The sequence below is a fragment of the Bacteroidota bacterium genome (genome assembly GCA_016183775.1).
Taxonomy (GTDB): domain Bacteria; phylum Bacteroidota; class Bacteroidia; order JABDFU01; family JABDFU01; genus JABDFU01.
The window spans coordinates 1-16,144 of the sequence record JACPDY010000061.1; the positions used below are offsets into that span (position 1 = coordinate 1).

Here is a 16,144-nt window from a genome sequence, read left to right on the forward strand (position 1 = left end):
ATACGATCTCCACCAGGAATATGATCAAACCTCCGCCGGTGCTTTCGAGGCGTTGACCAAACTCAGCAATAATGGCAAATGGTAAACGTGCAACAATTCCAACCATGATCAATAATGAAATACCGTTTCCGATACCTTTATCGGTGATACGCTCACCCAACCACATAACAAACATGGTACCCGTTACCAAAATAAGTGTAGACTGGAAATAGAAATAAAAACCCTGAGGGCCAATGTGCGGAATGATCTGTGAAGCAATATATCCCGGAGCCTGTAGTATTGTAACCACAATGGTGAGCATCCGTGTGTATTGATTAATTTTTTTGCGTCCACTCTCTCCTTCTTTCTGTAATTTTTGAAAATAAGGAATGGCCATGCTCAATAACTGAATAACGATGGATGCCGAAATGTATGGCATAATGCCCAAACCAAATACGGAAGCACGTGAAAAAGCTCCACCGGCAAAAATATTAATGAGTCCAACAATACCTTCCGCTTCATGACCAGAATTAGCAAGACGGGATGGATCAACACCAGGCAATACGATATACGAACCCAGCCTGTAAATAAGAATAAACCCGAGCGTATTCAGAATACGAACCCTGAGATCCTCTATACTCCAGATATTTTTTATTATTTCAATTAACTTTTTCATATCAGATTTTCACTCAATTATGCTTTACAACTTCAGTTGAACCACCTTTTGCTTCAATAGCAGTTTTTGCTGAAGCGGAGAACGCATGCGCCTTTACTTCGAGCTTACCTTTAACTTCGCCACGACCAAGTATTTTCACCAGCTCATTTTTAGAACAAAAGCCGTGTGTATATAATGCAGCAGGATCAATAGCTGTAAGCTTTTTGTCTTCAGATAATTTCTGAAGAATGTCGAGGTTGATCGCCCTGTATTCAACCCGGTTAATATTTGTGAAACCGAATTTAGGGATACGTCTTTGTAAAGGCATCTGACCACCTTCAAATCCACGCTTTTGCGAATAACCTGAGCGTGACTGAGCACCTTTGTGTCCTTTTGTGGAAGTTCCGCCTTTTCCGGAACCTTGTCCTCTACCAATTCTTTTCTTTTGATTTTTAACCGAACCTTTTGCAGGTGTTAATGTATGTAGTTTCATTGTTATTATCCCTTTAAATATTATTGTTCAATTTTTACAAGGTGCTTCAGTTTATTGAACATCCCTAAAACCTGGGGTGTTCCTTCAACTTCAATAACCTGGTTCATTCTTCTAAAGCCCAATGATTCCAAGGTCTTTAATTGACGCTTTGGCATTCCGCTTGAGCTTTTGTATTGTCTTAATTTTATCTTAGCCATTGTTCTGCTTTTTAACCGTTAAATACTTTTTCCATTGAAATGCCTCTGTGTTGAGCCACTGTAGAAGCATCTCTCAGTTTCATCAATGCATCCATAGTTGCTTTAACAACGTTGTGCGGATTTGATGAGCCTTTGGATTTCGCCAACACATCAGTGATACCAACGCTTTCCAAAACCGAACGCATCGCACCACCGGCAATTACACCGGTACCGTGAGCGGCAGGTTTTAAAAACACACGTGAGCCGCCAAATTTACCATTCTGCTCATGCGGAACAGTTCCTTTATTTATAGCAACCTTTATAAGGTTCTTTTTAGCATCATCAATACCTTTCGTAATAGCATCGGTTACCTCTTTTGCTTTACCCAAGCCGTATCCAACAACACCTTTTTCATTTCCGACAACTACAATCGCAGAAAAGCTGAATGTTCTACCACCTTTAGTAACCTTTGTTACGCGGCCTACATGCACAAGCTTATCTTTTAATTCGATCTCGCTTGACTTTACTCTTTTTACACTTACGTTTGACATTTTATATTTTTATGTTTACGATTTATTCAAATTAAAATTTAAGTCCACCTTCACGTGCACCATCAGCCAATGATTTAACACGTCCATGATATAGGTAACCATTCCTGTCGAAACGAACTTCTTTGATGCCGGCTTTAATAGCTTTCTCTGCAAGTGTTTTGCCAACAAGCTTTGCCTGTTCAATCTTGGGAAGTTTTTTTGTTTTTGCTTCCAGTTCCTTTTCAGATGAAGAAGCGAATGCAATTGTAATACCTTTAACATCATCGATCAGCTGAGCAGATATCTGCTTGTTGCTTCTGAATACACTCATACGCGGAGCGTTAGAATCACCGGAAACTACTTTCCTGACTCTTTTTCTTATCCCGCTTCTTCTGAAATCTTTTGCTGTTGCCATTTGTATTATAGTATAATTTCTTGGTTTATCTTTTATTATTTACCGGCAGCTTTACCGGCTTTTCTTCTCAATATTTCGTTAGCGAACTTAATACCCTTGCCCTTGTATGGCTCAGGTTTCCTTAACGAACGTATTTTAGAAGCGACCAAACCTATCAGTTCTTTATCAGAACTTTCAAGCATAATGGTCGGATTTTTACCTTTTTCAGTGGCTGTAAGCAATTTAATTTCTTTTGGCAGTTCAAAAGCCACGTTATGCGACATGCCTAATGTAAGCTCCAGCATCTGGCCCTTGTGCGCAGCACGATAACCTACACCAACAAGTTCCTGTTCTGTTTTGTATCCCTGTGACACTCCGTGAACCATGTTAGCAATAAGCGCACGGTATAAACCGTGAAGCGCTTTGTGGCGCTTTTGTTCAGTTGCTCTTGCAAGAACAACTTTACCTTCTTCAACCTTCACAGTTATTGCAGTATCAAGTGATTTATTCAATTCACCTTTGGGACCTTTTACAGTTACCAGGTTCTTATCTGACACCTTTACTTCAACACCTTTTGGAAGAGTAACCGGCAATTTACCTATTCGTGACATTTTCGTTAGTTTTCTTAGTTCTTAATATATTTTAATGAACGTGGCAAAGTATTTCACCGCCTACATTCGCTTTTTTCGCCTGCTTATCGGTCATTAGTCCTTTTGAAGTTGAAAGAATCGCTACTCCTAAACCATTCAATACACGCGGCATAGTACCCACGTTAGTGTAATGACGTGCTCCGGGAGTACTTACCCTCTTCAAAGCCTTAATCGCAGGCTGTTTATTGGGATTGTATTTCAAAGCTATTTTGATAATGCCTTGTTTATTGGCACTATCTTCAAATTTATAGCTAAGGATATAACCCTGGTCAAAAAGAATTTTAGTGATCTCTTTTTTAATATTCGATGCAGGAATTTCAACCACACGGTGTTGAGCCTTCATTGCATTCCTGATCTTTGTTAGGTAATCTGCTATTGCGTCCATTTTATTTGTTTTTATATGTTACTCCGCACGCGGAGCAATTATATATTAAATTTATTTAGTTTACCAGCTTGCTCTTGTTATTCCCGGGATCTTTCCGAACAATGCCATTTCGCGGAATGTATTACGCGAAACACCGAATTGACGGATATAACCACGAGGACGACCCGTTAATTTACAACGGTTACGTGTACGAATGGGTGATGAATTACGGGGAAGTTTTTGAAGTTTCGCCGAAGCATCAGGATCGCCTGCTAACAGAGCCGCTTTTAATTCAGCGCGTTTAGCAGCGTATCTTTTTATCATTCGTGCTCTCTTGACCTCACGGGCCTTCATTGATTCTTTTGCCATGTCTTATTTTTTATTTTGATTTTTAAATGGTAAACCATATTCGGATAAAAGTGCCAGCGCTTCATTGTCATCCTCTGTTGAAGTAACAAATGTGATATCCATACCTGCAATTTTATTTACTTTATCGATATCGATCTCAGGAAAAATGATCTGCTCAGTAACACCTAGTGTGTAGTTGCCGTGCCCATCAAAACTTTTATCGTTGATGCCTTTGAAGTCACGTATACGGGGCAGTGACGCGGAGATCAAACGATCCAGGAATTCATACATCATATTGCCGCGTAATGTTACGCGAACACCAATGGGAACACCTTTACGAAGTTTAAAGTTCGCGATATCTTTCTTCGAATAGGTAGCTACCGCTTTCTGACCGGTTATCATGGTCATTTCCTTAATAGCTCCTTCAATAAGTTTTTTATCAGCTACCGCTTCGCCTACGCCCTGGTTAACACAGATCTTAAGCAGCTTCGGAACCTGCATCGGAGATGAAAAGTTAAACTTCTTCTGAAGAGCCGGAACAACTTCTTTCCTGTACTTTTCCTTTAACCTTGGTGAATATTTTGCTGTTGCCATTATTTAATTACCTCCCCTGATTTTTTTGATATACGCACTAATTTATTTGTTTCTTCATCAAGCTTACGACCAACACGTGTAGGAGTACCGCTTGCAGGCTCGATCAACATAAGGTTTGACACATGCACTGAAGCTTCCTGTTCCACGATACCGCCATTCGGACTTTTCGCGTTAGGCTTGGTATGTTTAGATATTTTATTAACACCTTCAACAATTGCCCTGTTGTTCTGAACATCAACTGTTAAAACCTTTCCTTCGGAACCACGGGCATTACCTGCCAGTACCTTTACCAGGTCGCCTTTTTTGATATGTAATTTCTTGCTCATTTTTTAAATTATTGTATAAATTACAGCACTTCCGGTGCCAACGATATAATTTTCATGAATTGTTTATCCCTTAACTCGCGCGCAACCGGTCCGAAAATACGTGTACCCCTTAATTCATCCTGGGCATTCAATAACACAACTGCATTATCATCAAAACGAATGAAAGAACCATCAGCCCTGCGGATCTCTTTTTTTGTACGCACCACAACAGCTTTAGAAACAGCGCCTTTTTTTATACCACCTGAAGGAAGCGCGTGCTTCACAGTAACAACCACTTTGTCGCCGATTGAAGCGTAGTGCTTCTTTGTTCCACCCAACACACGTATGCAAAGAACTTCTTTGGCACCGCTGTTGTCGGCTACTGTCATCCTGGATTCCTGCTGTATCATTTCTTAAAATATTATACGTTAAACTTAACTACCTATTTATTTAGCTTTTTCAACTATCTCAACCAGGCGCCAGCATTTATTTTTGCTGAGCGGACGGGTTTCCTCAATACGAACTGTATCACCAATCCCACATTCATTTTTTTCATCGTGAGCCATAAACGTGGATGTCCTGTTAACGAACTTATGGTATTTCGGGTGCTTTACTTTTCTCTCTACAGCAACAACAATAGACTTTGTCATCTTGTTGCTGAGAACAGTCCCTACTTTTTCTTTTCTTAAATTTCTTTTTTCTTTTTCCATTTTTAATGTACTCCTTAGTGTTTAAACTATTTTTTAGCTTCAGCTAATTGCCTTTGTTTAAGCTCGGTTTTTAAACGGGCAACTGTCCTTCTTGCAATACGAATCTTCAATGGATTCTCAATAGGAGAAACCTTGTGCCCCATTTTTATTTTAGTCAACGTCGTTTGCTCTTCAGCAATTTTTTCAGCGATATCGCTGGTTGACAATTCTTTTATTTCGCTCTGTTTCATTGTTTATAAAATCTGATTAATTAGCCGCTTTTTCTTCAACATAATCCCTGCGCACAATAAATTTCACCGTGATCGGAAGCTTTTGTGACGCTAAACGCAATGCTTCTTTTGCAGTAGCCATAGGGACCCCTTCAACTTCAAAAAGAATACGACCGGGTTTAACAGGACACACCCAATATTCAGGAGCACCTTTACCTTTACCCATACGCACCTCCGCAGGCTTACGTGTGATCGGTTTATCCGGAAACAAGTTGATCCAAACCTGTCCGTCGCGTTTCAAAAAGCGGGTCAATGCAACACGCGCAGCTTCGATCTGACGAGCAGTTACCCATGTACCTTGCAATGCTTTAATACCGAAAGTTCCAAAGGCAAGCTCATGACCACGTTTGGCATCGCCTTTCATTTTCATTTTTTGCGTCTTTCTGAACTTCGTTCTCTTTGGCTGTAACATCTTTGATTTAGTATTTAGGAGTTGGGACCCGGAATTTTATAATCCGCCATCTTAATTTCCGTATTCACATTTTCTATTTATCGTCTCTTTTTTCTCTTTTTGGTTTTCCGAAGCTTCCGCCTTTAGGATTATGCGGATTTCCTCCACCTGCACCACCTTGCGGTGTTTTCTTTTCTTTTGCTCCACCAAAGTTTGGCGACAAATCGCGTTTTCCGTAAACTTCGCCTTTACATATCCAAACTTTGATACCAATACGACCGTATGTTGTATGCGCTTCTGCAACCGCATAATCAATATCAGCCCTAAGGGTATGCAAAGGAGTTCTTCCTTCTTTATACGATTCAACACGTGCAATTTCAGCGCCAGCTAAACGGCCTGAGCACCTGATCTTAATCCCTTCAGCGCCCATACGCATGGTTGAAGCAATTGACATTTTTACCGCTCTGCGGAAGGAGATACGTCCTTCGATCTGACGGGCTACACTATCTGCAACCAAACGGGCATCCAATTCAGGACGCTTAATTTCATATATATTTATCTGAATATCCTTCTTGGTAAGTTTTTTCAATTCCTCTTTCAGCTTATCAACCTCTTTACCACCTTTACCAATGATAATGCCGGGACGAGCAGTATGAATGGTAACGGTAATAAGTTTAAGCGTGCGCTCTATTACAATTTTAGAGATGCCTGCTTTTCCTAAACGAGCTTTCAGGTAGTTACGGATCTTTTCGTCCTCAACCAATTTATCTGAATAGTCTCTTCCACCATACCAGTTAGAATCCCATCCTTTGATGATTCCTAATCTAAAACCTATTGGATTTGTCTTTTGTCCCATTATATTCTGTTTCTTATTTTACGGTTTCTTCCTGAGTTTCTTCTGCCAGAACTTCGTCCATCTGATCTTCTTCCATTGTTCCCACATATAATGTTACATGGTTCGAACGCTTTCTCATACGGTATGCGCGACCCTGCGGAGCAGGCAACATGCGCTTAAGTGTAATTGCACCATCTACAAAAACATTGGTAACATATAAATTACCTGCATCTGCACGCTGACCTGATTTAGCTTCATAATTATGAATAGCTGAAGTTAACAACGTTTCCAGTTTATTTGAAGGATGCTTTGCGTTGAATTTTAAAATATTCAGCGCAGTGTAAACTTCCTTTCCACGGATAAGGTCTGCTACAGTTCTCATTTTGCGCGGAGAAGTAGGACAGTTACGGAGGACAGCGAAGTATTGATTCTTCCTGTCTTCTTTTCTCTTATCAGCTCTGTTTTTTTTTCTTGATCCCATTTCAAACTAATTTTATATTATTCCGATTTCGCTGCAGGTGCCGCTGAAGGCGCTGACGCAGGCGCTGATTTATCCATTTTGTTATTACCTGTATGTCCTCTGTACGTACGTGTTGGTGAAAACTCACCGAATTTATGTCCCACCATATTCTCGGTAACATACACGGGAACGAATTTATTTCCGTTATATACAGCAACGGTGTGACCAACAAAATCAGGAGAAATAGTTGATCTACGTGCCCATGTTTTGATCACGGATTTTTTACCGCCTTTATTCATAGCGGTAATTTTTTTCTCCAATTTATAATCGATAAAAGGACCTTTTTTTACTGAACGTGCCATTTTTTTTAGTTTCAGGTTTCAGGTTCCAGGTTTTTATGGCCTGACTTTACTCCCTTTGTTAATTTATTTTTTTCTTCTTTCTATGATATATTTATTCGATGCCTTTTTAGGATATCTTGTTTTGTATCCTTTGGCTTTAAGCCCCTTGCGTGAGCGCGGGTGACCACCCGAAGCTCTTCCTTCACCACCACCCATCGGGTGATCAACCGGATTCATAGCAACACCACGAACACGCGGACGTCTTCCCATCCAACGCACGCGGCCTGCTTTACCATGGCTTTCCAGGTTATGATCAGCGTTAGATACAGAACCGATCGTAGCCAGGCAAGTAACAAGGATCATACGTGTTTCGCCTGAAGGGAGCTGCACAGTAGCAAACTTACCATCACGTGCTGAAAGCTGCGCGTATGAACCTGCAGAACGGGCCATTGCACCACCTTGTCCGGGGCGCAACTCAATGTTATGAATAATTGTACCTAATGGAATGTCATTGAGGAACATCGCATTACCCACTTCAGGTGTCGCATTTTTTCCTGATACAACTTTTTGCCCAACCTGTAAACCGTTCGGTGCAATGATGTAACGCTTTTCGCCATCGGCATAATTAACCAAAGCGATACGCGCACTACGATTCGGATCGTACTCGATAGTCTTCACCAAAGCAGGAATATCCTGCTTGTCGCGTTTAAAATCCACTGCACGATACTGACGTTTATGACCTCCGCCTAAATAGCGCATGGTCATTTTACCCATATTATTACGTCCGCCGGATTTCTTATAAGGAGATACGAGACTCTTTTCGGGTCTGTCTGCAGTGATGTCGTTATTGTCGACAACAATTTTGAATCGTTGACCAGGGGTCAACGGTCTGAATTTCTTAAGAGCCATTATTTAACAATTTGCGACCTGCTCTAGTTGCTCAAGTTTATCAACAGGTCAGTTAGTACTCTATTTATTATATGCTGCTATAAAAATCAATTGTTTCACCTTTTTTAAGTGTCACAATTGCTTTTTTTGCTTTATTCAAACGCCCGATCGCAACGCCACGGGTGGTATTGCGGGTCTTTATCTTACCGATGTAGTTCTGGGTATTAATTGATTCAACAGATACTCCATACATTTTTTCCACGGCCTTTTTGATATCGATCTTATTGGCATTAGTATCAACAATAAAACCATAGCGATTTAATTTCTCGCCTGCGGCAGTCATCTTTTCGGTAATTATCGGTCTTATAATTGTGCTCATCTTAATCAGTTATTTAATACTTTTTCAATTTCTTTCACCGAACCTTCAGTCAACAACACATTATTCGCATTCAAAACATCGTAGGTAGTGAGTTCCGAAGCTGTGGTAACAAGCGTTTTACCTAAATTTCGGGCCGACAAATATACATTTTTATTGGACTCTGCCAAGACTAATATTGTTTTTTTATCTGCCAAATTCAGATTCTTCAACAGATCTAAGTAGTTCTTGGTCTTAGGAGCCTCGAAATTAAAGTCTTCCAACACTACAATACCTTCCTCTTTCGCTTTGTATGTAAGAGCTGACTTACGAGCCAACTGCTTTACCTTTTTATTCAATTTGAAGGAATAGTCACGTGGTTTCGGGCCAAAAACACGTCCACCTCCAATAAAAATGGGGGATTTCATACTGCCTGCACGTGCTCCACCTGTACCCTTTTGCCTTTTAAGCTTTTTTGTAGTGCGGTGAATTTCGGCTCTTTCTTTTGATTTATGGGTACCCTGGCGCTGATTGGCCATGTGCTGCTTGCAATCAAGATAGATGGCATGGTCATTAGGCTCAATGCCAAATATATCTTTGTTCAAAGCAACCTTTTTCGAGGTTTTTTTGCCACTTATATTTACAATTGTGATTTCCATTTTAGTTCAGATCAATATTCTGTTTGATGTTTATTTTTCGATGTAAACGTAAGAGCCGCTTGAACCGGGAATAGAACCTTTTACAACGAGCAGGTTCTTATCGGCAAATATTTTTACAACTTCAAGGTTGTTTGCTTTGTTACGGTTGCCGCCGGTACGACCAGCCATACGCATACCTTTAATAACCCGGGCTCCTGTTGATGAGTTACCTAATGATCCGGGTGCGCGGGCACGATCGTGCTGACCGTGTGTTTGACCACCAACACCGCTAAAGCCATGGCGTTTTACAACTCCCTGAAAACCTTTACCTTTTGAAGTACCGATCACATCAACGAATTCACCTTCAGCAAACAGCTCAACCGTTACTTTATCTCCCAGGTTTAAAGCGCTGGGAAACTCAGCGAACTCAACCAGTTTACGTTTTGGAGTTGTGGCCGCTTTTGTGAAGTGACCTTTCATAGCAGAAGATGTATGCTTTTCTTTCTTTTCGTCGAAAGCAAGCTGTACAGCTTCATACCCGTCTTTCTCCAAGGTTTTTACTTGCGTAACAACACAAGGACCGGCTTCTATAATTGTGCATGGGATATATTTTCCAGAGGCACTGAAGACACTAGTCATTCCGATTTTTTTACCTATTAGTCCAGACATGTTTATTTATTATTTGTTGATTTTATTTTTAAAAATAAGACGCTTCGACTTTGCTCAGCGTTGCATAAAGCAAACTACACCTTGATCTCAACTTCAACTCCGCTCGGCAACTCTAATTTCATGAGTGCATCAACGGTTTTAGAAGTTGAACTATAAATGTCCATCAGCCTTTTATACGAACGTAATTGAAATTGATCACGTGCCTTTTTATTTACGTGCGGTGATTTAAGCACTGTGTAAATACGTGTATGTGTTGGAAGTGGAATTGGTCCACTAACAACAGCACCTGTAGCTTTTACAGTCTTCACAATCTTCTCTGCCGATTTATCAACCAAGTTGTAATCGTACGACTTCAGTTTAATCCTTATTTTTTGGCTCATAGCTAATTGAATTATAAAGAACGGTTTATATTATACTTTTTCTGCTTTTTTACCTTTTGCCTTTGCGATTATTTCATCGGACAATCCACGCGGAGTTTCAGCATAATGAGAAAGCTCCATTGTAGATGTAGCGCGACCTGAAGTAATGGTACGCAATTGCGTTACATAACCAAACATTTCGGAAAGCGGCACCTTTGCTTTTATCACCTGTGATACTCCTTTTGAATCCATGCCTTCAATCTGACCTCTGCGTTTATTCAGATCACCAACAACATCACCCATGTTTTGCTCAGGTGTAATAACCTCCACCTTCATGACCGGCTCAAGAAGAACAGGTTTTGCTTTTGGCAATGATTCGCGGAAAGCAGTACGTGCACATATTTCAAATGATAATGCATCAGAGTCAACATCGTGATAAGAACCATCCGTCAATACTATTTTCATACTGTTAACAGGATAGCCGGCTAATACACCATTTACCATGGACGCACGGAAACCTTTTTCAACAGCGGGTATGAATTCGCGCGGAATATTACCGCCTTTAATTTCATTAATAAATTGCAATGGATCTTTAACAACATCCCAATCAGCATCAACAGGACCAACTGAGAAACGAATATCGGCAAACTTACCACGCCCACCGGTTTGTTTCTTATATACTTCACGGTGTTCAACAGTCGCATTGAGCGCTTCTTTATAAGCCACCTGCGGAGGACCCTGATTTACTTCGACCTTAAATTCTCTCCTTAAACGGTCCATGATAATATCCAAGTGAAGCTCACCCATACCACTGATAATAGTTTGTCCGGAATCTTCATCTGTTCTGATTCGGAACGTAGGATCCTCTTCAGCCAATTTATTCAACGAAGTACCAAGCTTATCCAGGTCAGCCTGGGTTTTAGGCTCAATAGCAATGCTGATAACCGGTTCAGGGAAATTCATTGCTTCAAGAACAATTGGATGTTTCTCGTCACAAAGAGTATCTCCGGTTTTTATATCTTTAAATCCAACAGCAGCGCCAATATCTCCCGCCTCAATAAAATCAATAGCATTTTGCTTATTTGCATGCATCTGGAAGATACGTGATATACGCTCTTTATTTCCGCTGCGTGTATTCAATACATAGGAACCGGCATCCAGTCGGCCTGCGTATACTCTAAAGAAACACAAACGACCAACAAAAGGGTCGGTCGCTATTTTAAATGCAAGGGCGGTAAATGGTTCTTTCACATCAGGCTTACGTTTTACTTCTTCACCTGTTTCAGGATTAGTTCCAATGGTATTTTCCTTATCCATTGGACTTGGCATCAATTCCATCACATAATCCAGCATGGTTTGAACACCTTTATTTTTGAAAGCAGAACCACATACCATAGGAACTACTTTATTTGCAATACAAGCCTGACGAAGAGCTGCAAGGATCTCGGCCTCACTAATGGAATTGGGATCCTCAAAGAATTTCTCCATTAACTTGTCGTCAAACTCAGCAATTGATTCCAATAATTTTGCTCTCCACTCTTTCACATCATCCACCATATCAGCAGGAATAGGAACAACATTATACGTCATTCCTTTATCATGTTCATTCCAGACAATACCGCGGTTATTGATCAGATCAACAACACCCTGAAAATTTTCCTCGGCACCGATCGGTAATTGCAGAGGAATAGGATTTCCTCCCAACACATCTTTAACCTGCTTCACTACACTCAGGAAATCAGCACCGGAACGGTCCATTTTATTAACGAAACCTATCCGTGTAACATTGTAGTTATTGGCCAGGCGCCAGTTCGTCTCTGACTGAGGCTCAACACCATCAACTGCAGAGAACAAAAACACAAGACCATCAAGAATACGTAAAGACCGGTTCACTTCAACTGTAAAATCAACGTGACCGGGAGTGTCAATAATATTTACTTTGTATTTGTTATTGCGATAATTCCAGAAACATGTAGTTGCGGCTGATGTAATCGTAATACCGCGCTCCTGCTCCTGAACCATCCAGTCCATTGTTGCAGCTCCATCGTGCACTTCACCGATCTTATGGTTAACACCGGTGTAATACAGGATACGCTCTGTACAGGTGGTTTTACCTGCGTCAATGTGAGCAGCAATCCCAATATTCCTTGTATATCTTAAATCGCTCATACTTTATTTGTTGTTGGTTGTTAGTTGTCAGTTTCAACTATCAACTCCTATTTTTTTTATTAAAACCTGAAATGGGAGAACGCTTTATTAGCTTCTGCCATTTTGTGCACATCTTCCTTTTTCTTGAATGCAGCACCCTCTTCTTTAGCGGCAGAAATAATTTCGCCCGCTAATTTATTTTCCATGGATTTTTCGTTACGCTTACGCGAATAATCGATCAACCACTTCATTGCCATTGATAATCGTCTTTCAGGACGAATCTCAGTTGGGATCTGAAACGTAGCACCGCCAACCCTGCGGCTGCGAACCTCTACAGAAGGAGTAACGTTTGTCAACGCCTTTTTCCATGTTTCCAAACCATCCAGTTGGGTTTTTTCTTTAACCATATCCAGTGCATTGTAAAAAATACCGTAAGCGGTTTCCTTTTTACCACTGTACATCATGTTGTTCACGAAGCGTGTTACCAAAATATCTTTATATTTCGGATCAGGTAACACTTGTCTTTTTTTGGCTTTCGTCTTTCTCATTATATATGCGAATTACTTATTATTAACTTTTTTATCCGGATTATTTAGCTGCCGGCGCTGCACCTTTTGCGCCAGCCTTAGGTTTCTTTGTTCCGTATTTTGAACGTCTTTGGTTACGACCTTCAACACCTGCGGTATCAAGCGCTCCACGAACAATATGATAACGTACTCCGGGAAGATCTTTTACCCTGCCGCCACGAATCAATACAATTGAGTGCTCCTGAAGATTGTGACCTTCTCCAGGTATGTAAGCAATAACCTCCACCTTATTTGTAAGCCTTACCTTGGCCACTTTACGCATAGCGGAATTTGGCTTTTTAGGAGTGGTTGTGTACACACGTGTACAAACACCACGCTTTTGAGGAGCGGAGTTTAGCGCCGCTGATTTACTTCTGTTAGGTGCTTTAAAACGCCCTTTACGCACTAATTGTTGAATTGTTGGCATGTTTAATTTTTTATAAAAAACTAATATTTTACTATAGTTAAAACAAAAAAATAGTCCACCCTATTTTTAGGGGGACGGCAAAGGTAAGAAAAATAATTATAAACAAAAGGTCGTTTATAATTATTTTTTAGAAAAAAGGCTGATTGGTACCGGCCAAGTAAGGTGTTTTCAGATCACTCAGCTCACATATCTTGATCAACTCTTCAGGGAACACTGAACAGCTGTGCAAGAAGTATAATGAGAGTGCATTTTATTGAAAATCAAGGTGTCGTGAGGCTGACATTAATCGCACACCCGTTTTTATCGGTAACATTTATGGTGTATGCACCCGGACAAATATGATTCTTATACCTGTTTGTATACCCATCCGGCCATGTGTAACTGTATGGACTTGTTCCTCCCACAGCATTTACCATTATCCATTCTTTGCAGCCGCAACCTGCACATGCTGCTGCTCCTTTAGTAAACTGCCCGGTCAAGGGCGAAGGTGATACAATACTGGTTGTGTTAGTGGCTGTACAGCCCTTATTATCAGTGATTGTTACAGTATATGTTCCCGATGATAAACCCGAAATTGTTGAACCTGAAATTCCGCCACCCCAAGTATAGGTATATGGTGTTGTACCACTGAGGCCTGTTGCCGATGCCGATCCGCTTCCTCCATTACAAACGGCATTAGTTGGTGTGACATTTACAGTAACCGCCGGATTGACTGTTACAACTGCTGTTGAAGTTGAGGTATTACCGCCCGAATCCCTTATTGTTACAGTGTAAGTTGTAGTTGATACAGGACAGGGAGTTATGTTCTGTGTTGTTGCACCATTATTCCAGGAATAAGTATATGGTGCATTACCTCCAGCTGCGCTTGAAGTTACTGTGGCACATGTGCCAGGACATACCAAACTGCCTGTAGCTGTGGCCGTAGGACCGCCGCTACAGGTTATTACTGTTATGGTAGATGTCACATTTTTTGAACATCCGCCGGAAGTAACCGTATGGCTTATAGTATAACTTCCTGTTGATAGAAAAGTGTATGAAAAATCTGTGGTTGTGCCGCTCACATTGGCAGGGCTTATTGGTGATATGACCCAGTTGTATGTTACCCCTGTACCGGGAGGAGTACCGGTATTGGTAAAATTAACGCCGGCTCCCACACATACTGTCGCGCCGGGAGAAATTGTAAATGTGGCCACATTGGAATTAGGAGTATCAGTTATTGAAAAAGTTTTAGTAGATGTGCAACCGCTTCCATCTGTTACCATCGCAGTATAATTTCCGGCTGATATGCCTGTTGCGGGATTGACTGTCTGAGCGGAACCGCTCCAGGAATAAGTGTAGGGAAGAGTTCCTCCTGAAACAACAGCATTTGCACTTCCTCCATTACCGCAAGTTCCATTGGTCACTGTCACTGAAAAACTTGAAGGGGGTATGATGGTGACAACAGCCTTTTGCGTTGAGCTGCAACCATTAGCATCCCGAACTGTCACCGTATAGTTGCCTGCAGCGAGTCCTGTAGCAGTTTGTGTTGTTTGTCCGTTACTCCAGTTATAAGTGTAGGGTGATGTTCCGCCGGTTGTGGTTACAGTTGAATTTCCGTTATTTAAACCACAGGTTCCCTGTTTACCCGCGGTAATAACAGGTACAATAGAAGGAGGCTGTGTAATGGTCACGGATTGCGTAAGCGTACAACCGGCAGCATCGGTTACTTTCACTGTATATGTTCCGGCACTCAGATTTGTGGCAGTTTGAGTGGTTTGCCCGTTGCTCCAGGAATAGGTATAGCCAGGAGTTCCCCCTGAAGGTGTTGATGTGACACTTCCCTGCACTGTACAGGTTCCATTGAAAGGAGTAATAGCGGCCGATAGAGTTCCGCTGGTGTTTATCGTTATTGTTTTTTGCCCTATACATCCATTCGCATCTCTTACAATTACGGTAAATATTCCTGCACCAAGTCCGGTGGCAGTAGCATTTGTTTGACCGTTGCTCCAGCTGTATGTATAGGGCAATGTACCTCCGGCCGGTGTTGCTGTTCCAGTGCCATTAGCTGAACCGCAGCTGCTGTTTACAAAAGTAGTGCTGACCGCAACAGTTGGGTTGATCACAACTGTTTTGGTGATAGAATCTTTCGGACAACCCACAATCAATTTTACATTATAAGTTCCCGGGGCTCCGTACACATGAGTGGGGTTTTGCAGATTGGATGTTTGGCCATCACCAAAATCCCATAACCAGTAATTGGGTGACCAGGTTTGCTGCCATATACAGGTTCCGCTGGCAGTGCCGGTAAAGTTTACCGTGTTATTACACGTTCCGATAGCAAATGTATAGTTCAATGTTGGAAGCGTTGACTTCATTTTAAATATTACAGGTTGATCGGATGCGCTTCCGTTATTCGGAATATATACTCCGGGCGTAGTTGGGACATTAGTGGAATGGGTTGTATAGGCAATGAAAACTTCTCCGGCAGGATTGGCACATATTGGGGCACAATCATAAGTCCCGTTATAATCCTGGCCATTACCGCCAAAATAACTTGAATATAAAAGATCGGCTGCACCTGTACCGGCCGTTTTCATTTTAAAGAAAACTATATCAAACCC

26 protein-coding genes are annotated in these 16,144 nt (G+C 41.2%); all 26 read right to left on the reverse strand.

The window, feature by feature from the left end; translation table 11 throughout:
• The coding region (locus HYU69_07480; protein MBI2270183.1) for a preprotein translocase subunit SecY at positions 1-655 on the reverse strand (655 nt) is incomplete at its 3' end.
• 13 nt (positions 656-668) lie between these two features.
• Entirely contained in the window at positions 669-1,127 is a 459-nt protein-coding gene (gene rplO, locus HYU69_07485; GenBank protein MBI2270184.1) for a 50S ribosomal protein L15, read from the reverse strand.
• Between the two features lie 20 nt (positions 1,128-1,147).
• Positions 1,148-1,324 (reverse strand): 50S ribosomal protein L30, encoded by a 177-nt coding sequence (gene rpmD / locus HYU69_07490; GenBank protein ID MBI2270185.1) that lies wholly within the window; start codon positions 1,322-1,324, stop codon positions 1,148-1,150.
• 11 nt (positions 1,325-1,335) lie between these two features.
• Positions 1,336-1,854, reverse strand: coding sequence for a 30S ribosomal protein S5 (gene rpsE / locus HYU69_07495; GenBank protein ID MBI2270186.1), 519 nt, complete (start codon positions 1,852-1,854; stop codon positions 1,336-1,338).
• 31 nt (positions 1,855-1,885) lie between these two features.
• The gene (locus tag HYU69_07500; protein ID MBI2270187.1) at positions 1,886-2,248 is read right to left on the reverse strand and encodes a 50S ribosomal protein L18; all 363 of its coding nucleotides are present in this window, start codon (positions 2,246-2,248) and stop codon (positions 1,886-1,888) included.
• Positions 2,249-2,283: 35 nt separating this feature from the next.
• Positions 2,284-2,838 (reverse strand): 50S ribosomal protein L6, encoded by a 555-nt coding sequence (gene rplF / locus HYU69_07505; GenBank protein MBI2270188.1) that lies wholly within the window; start codon positions 2,836-2,838, stop codon positions 2,284-2,286.
• Positions 2,839-2,869: 31 nt separating this feature from the next.
• Positions 2,870-3,262 carry a 30S ribosomal protein S8 gene (gene rpsH / locus HYU69_07510; GenBank protein MBI2270189.1) on the reverse strand — a complete coding sequence of 131 codons (393 nt, stop codon included), beginning with the start codon at positions 3,260-3,262 and terminating at the stop codon, positions 2,870-2,872.
• Positions 3,263-3,322: 60 nt separating this feature from the next.
• Positions 3,323-3,610, reverse strand: coding sequence for a 30S ribosomal protein S14 (gene rpsN / locus HYU69_07515; GenBank protein MBI2270190.1), 288 nt, complete (start codon positions 3,608-3,610; stop codon positions 3,323-3,325).
• 3 nt (positions 3,611-3,613) lie between these two features.
• Positions 3,614-4,183 (reverse strand): 50S ribosomal protein L5, encoded by a 570-nt coding sequence (rplE, locus tag HYU69_07520; protein ID MBI2270191.1) that lies wholly within the window; start codon positions 4,181-4,183, stop codon positions 3,614-3,616.
• The gene (gene rplX / locus HYU69_07525) at positions 4,183-4,509 is read right to left on the reverse strand and encodes a 50S ribosomal protein L24 (protein ID MBI2270192.1); all 327 of its coding nucleotides are present in this window, start codon (positions 4,507-4,509) and stop codon (positions 4,183-4,185) included. Before rplX ends, rplE begins: the two co-directional genes overlap by 1 nt.
• Before the next feature lie 20 nt (positions 4,510-4,529).
• Entirely contained in the window at positions 4,530-4,898 is a 369-nt protein-coding gene (rplN, locus tag HYU69_07530; GenBank protein ID MBI2270193.1) for a 50S ribosomal protein L14, read from the reverse strand.
• Between the two features lie 36 nt (positions 4,899-4,934).
• Positions 4,935-5,198 carry a 30S ribosomal protein S17 gene (gene rpsQ, locus HYU69_07535; GenBank protein ID MBI2270194.1) on the reverse strand — a complete coding sequence of 88 codons (264 nt, stop codon included), beginning with the start codon at positions 5,196-5,198 and terminating at the stop codon, positions 4,935-4,937.
• A 26-nt stretch (positions 5,199-5,224) separates the two neighbouring features.
• Positions 5,225-5,428 (reverse strand): 50S ribosomal protein L29, encoded by a 204-nt coding sequence (gene rpmC, locus HYU69_07540; protein MBI2270195.1) that lies wholly within the window; start codon positions 5,426-5,428, stop codon positions 5,225-5,227.
• A 16-nt stretch (positions 5,429-5,444) separates the two neighbouring features.
• Positions 5,445-5,879, reverse strand: a complete 435-nt coding sequence (gene rplP / locus HYU69_07545) for a 50S ribosomal protein L16 (protein MBI2270196.1) — start codon at positions 5,877-5,879, stop codon at positions 5,445-5,447.
• Positions 5,880-5,952: 73 nt separating this feature from the next.
• On the reverse strand, positions 5,953-6,714 hold the full coding sequence (gene rpsC / locus HYU69_07550; protein MBI2270197.1) for a 30S ribosomal protein S3: 762 nt from the start codon (positions 6,712-6,714) through the stop codon (positions 5,953-5,955).
• Between the two features lie 13 nt (positions 6,715-6,727).
• Positions 6,728-7,174, reverse strand: coding sequence for a 50S ribosomal protein L22 (gene rplV / locus HYU69_07555; protein MBI2270198.1), 447 nt, complete (start codon positions 7,172-7,174; stop codon positions 6,728-6,730).
• 17 nt (positions 7,175-7,191) lie between these two features.
• Complete coding sequence (gene rpsS / locus HYU69_07560; GenBank protein ID MBI2270199.1) at positions 7,192-7,515, reverse strand: 30S ribosomal protein S19; 324 nt, start codon at positions 7,513-7,515, stop codon at positions 7,192-7,194.
• 63 nt (positions 7,516-7,578) lie between these two features.
• Positions 7,579-8,403: a 50S ribosomal protein L2 gene (gene rplB, locus HYU69_07565; protein MBI2270200.1), complete on the reverse strand. Its 825-nt coding sequence runs from the start codon at positions 8,401-8,403 to the stop codon at positions 7,579-7,581.
• 67 nt (positions 8,404-8,470) lie between these two features.
• Positions 8,471-8,761, reverse strand: coding sequence for a 50S ribosomal protein L23 (gene rplW, locus HYU69_07570; GenBank protein MBI2270201.1), 291 nt, complete (start codon positions 8,759-8,761; stop codon positions 8,471-8,473).
• Positions 8,762-8,766: 5 nt separating this feature from the next.
• Positions 8,767-9,396 (reverse strand): 50S ribosomal protein L4, encoded by a 630-nt coding sequence (rplD, locus tag HYU69_07575; protein ID MBI2270202.1) that lies wholly within the window; start codon positions 9,394-9,396, stop codon positions 8,767-8,769.
• A 30-nt stretch (positions 9,397-9,426) separates the two neighbouring features.
• Positions 9,427-10,044, reverse strand: coding sequence for a 50S ribosomal protein L3 (gene rplC, locus HYU69_07580; protein ID MBI2270203.1), 618 nt, complete (start codon positions 10,042-10,044; stop codon positions 9,427-9,429).
• A 74-nt stretch (positions 10,045-10,118) separates the two neighbouring features.
• Positions 10,119-10,424: a 30S ribosomal protein S10 gene (rpsJ, locus tag HYU69_07585; protein ID MBI2270204.1), complete on the reverse strand. Its 306-nt coding sequence runs from the start codon at positions 10,422-10,424 to the stop codon at positions 10,119-10,121.
• A gap of 30 nt (positions 10,425-10,454) precedes the next feature.
• Entirely contained in the window at positions 10,455-12,572 is a 2,118-nt protein-coding gene (gene fusA / locus HYU69_07590; protein MBI2270205.1) for an elongation factor G, read from the reverse strand.
• Between the two features lie 59 nt (positions 12,573-12,631).
• Complete coding sequence (gene rpsG, locus HYU69_07595; protein ID MBI2270206.1) at positions 12,632-13,099, reverse strand: 30S ribosomal protein S7; 468 nt, start codon at positions 13,097-13,099, stop codon at positions 12,632-12,634.
• A gap of 40 nt (positions 13,100-13,139) precedes the next feature.
• On the reverse strand, positions 13,140-13,544 hold the full coding sequence (locus HYU69_07600) for a 30S ribosomal protein S12 (protein ID MBI2270207.1): 405 nt from the start codon (positions 13,542-13,544) through the stop codon (positions 13,140-13,142).
• Between the two features lie 260 nt (positions 13,545-13,804).
• Positions 13,805-16,144 (reverse strand): PKD domain-containing protein (locus HYU69_07605; protein ID MBI2270208.1); only part of this gene is annotated, 2,340 nt, incomplete at its 5' end.

Excerpts from the sequence above, each read along its gene's own strand:
- rplX (MBI2270192.1), bottom strand. The coding sequence starts at position 4,509 with ATGAGCAAGAAATTACATATCAAAAAAGGCGACCTGGTAAAGGTACTG.
- rplD (MBI2270202.1), bottom strand. The coding sequence starts at position 9,396 with ATGGAAATCACAATTGTAAATATAAGTGGCAAAAAAACCTCGAAAAAG.
- rpsE (MBI2270186.1), bottom strand. The coding sequence starts at position 1,854 with ATGTCAAACGTAAGTGTAAAAAGAGTAAAGTCAAGCGAGATCGAATTA.
- rpmD (MBI2270185.1), bottom strand. The coding sequence starts at position 1,324 with ATGGCTAAGATAAAATTAAGACAATACAAAAGCTCAAGCGGAATGCCA.
- rplF (MBI2270188.1), bottom strand. The coding sequence starts at position 2,838 with ATGTCACGAATAGGTAAATTGCCGGTTACTCTTCCAAAAGGTGTTGAA.
- fusA (MBI2270205.1), bottom strand. The coding sequence starts at position 12,572 with ATGAGCGATTTAAGATATACAAGGAATATTGGGATTGCTGCTCACATT.
- rplB (MBI2270200.1), bottom strand. The coding sequence starts at position 8,403 with ATGGCTCTTAAGAAATTCAGACCGTTGACCCCTGGTCAACGATTCAAA.
- rpsS (MBI2270199.1), bottom strand. The coding sequence starts at position 7,515 with ATGGCACGTTCAGTAAAAAAAGGTCCTTTTATCGATTATAAATTGGAG.
- HYU69_07600 (MBI2270207.1), bottom strand. The coding sequence starts at position 13,544 with ATGCCAACAATTCAACAATTAGTGCGTAAAGGGCGTTTTAAAGCACCT.
- rplE (MBI2270191.1), bottom strand. The coding sequence starts at position 4,183 with ATGGCAACAGCAAAATATTCACCAAGGTTAAAGGAAAAGTACAGGAAA.
- HYU69_07500 (MBI2270187.1), bottom strand. The coding sequence starts at position 2,248 with ATGGCAACAGCAAAAGATTTCAGAAGAAGCGGGATAAGAAAAAGAGTC.
- rplP (MBI2270196.1), bottom strand. The coding sequence starts at position 5,879 with ATGTTACAGCCAAAGAGAACGAAGTTCAGAAAGACGCAAAAAATGAAA.
- rplW (MBI2270201.1), bottom strand. The coding sequence starts at position 8,761 with ATGAGCACAATTATAAGACCGATAATTACCGAAAAGATGACTGCCGCA.
- rpmC (MBI2270195.1), bottom strand. The coding sequence starts at position 5,428 with ATGAAACAGAGCGAAATAAAAGAATTGTCAACCAGCGATATCGCTGAA.
- rpsG (MBI2270206.1), bottom strand. The coding sequence starts at position 13,099 with ATGAGAAAGACGAAAGCCAAAAAAAGACAAGTGTTACCTGATCCGAAA.
- rplV (MBI2270198.1), bottom strand. The coding sequence starts at position 7,174 with ATGGGATCAAGAAAAAAAAACAGAGCTGATAAGAGAAAAGAAGACAGG.
- rpsN (MBI2270190.1), bottom strand. The coding sequence starts at position 3,610 with ATGGCAAAAGAATCAATGAAGGCCCGTGAGGTCAAGAGAGCACGAATG.
- rplO (MBI2270184.1), bottom strand. The coding sequence starts at position 1,127 with ATGAAACTACATACATTAACACCTGCAAAAGGTTCGGTTAAAAATCAA.
- rpsJ (MBI2270204.1), bottom strand. The coding sequence starts at position 10,424 with ATGAGCCAAAAAATAAGGATTAAACTGAAGTCGTACGATTACAACTTG.
- rpsC (MBI2270197.1), bottom strand. The coding sequence starts at position 6,714 with ATGGGACAAAAGACAAATCCAATAGGTTTTAGATTAGGAATCATCAAA.
- rpsH (MBI2270189.1), bottom strand. The coding sequence starts at position 3,262 with ATGGACGCAATAGCAGATTACCTAACAAAGATCAGGAATGCAATGAAG.
- rplN (MBI2270193.1), bottom strand. The coding sequence starts at position 4,898 with ATGATACAGCAGGAATCCAGGATGACAGTAGCCGACAACAGCGGTGCC.
- rpsQ (MBI2270194.1), bottom strand. The coding sequence starts at position 5,198 with ATGGAAAAAGAAAAAAGAAATTTAAGAAAAGAAAAAGTAGGGACTGTT.
- rplC (MBI2270203.1), bottom strand. The coding sequence starts at position 10,044 with ATGTCTGGACTAATAGGTAAAAAAATCGGAATGACTAGTGTCTTCAGT.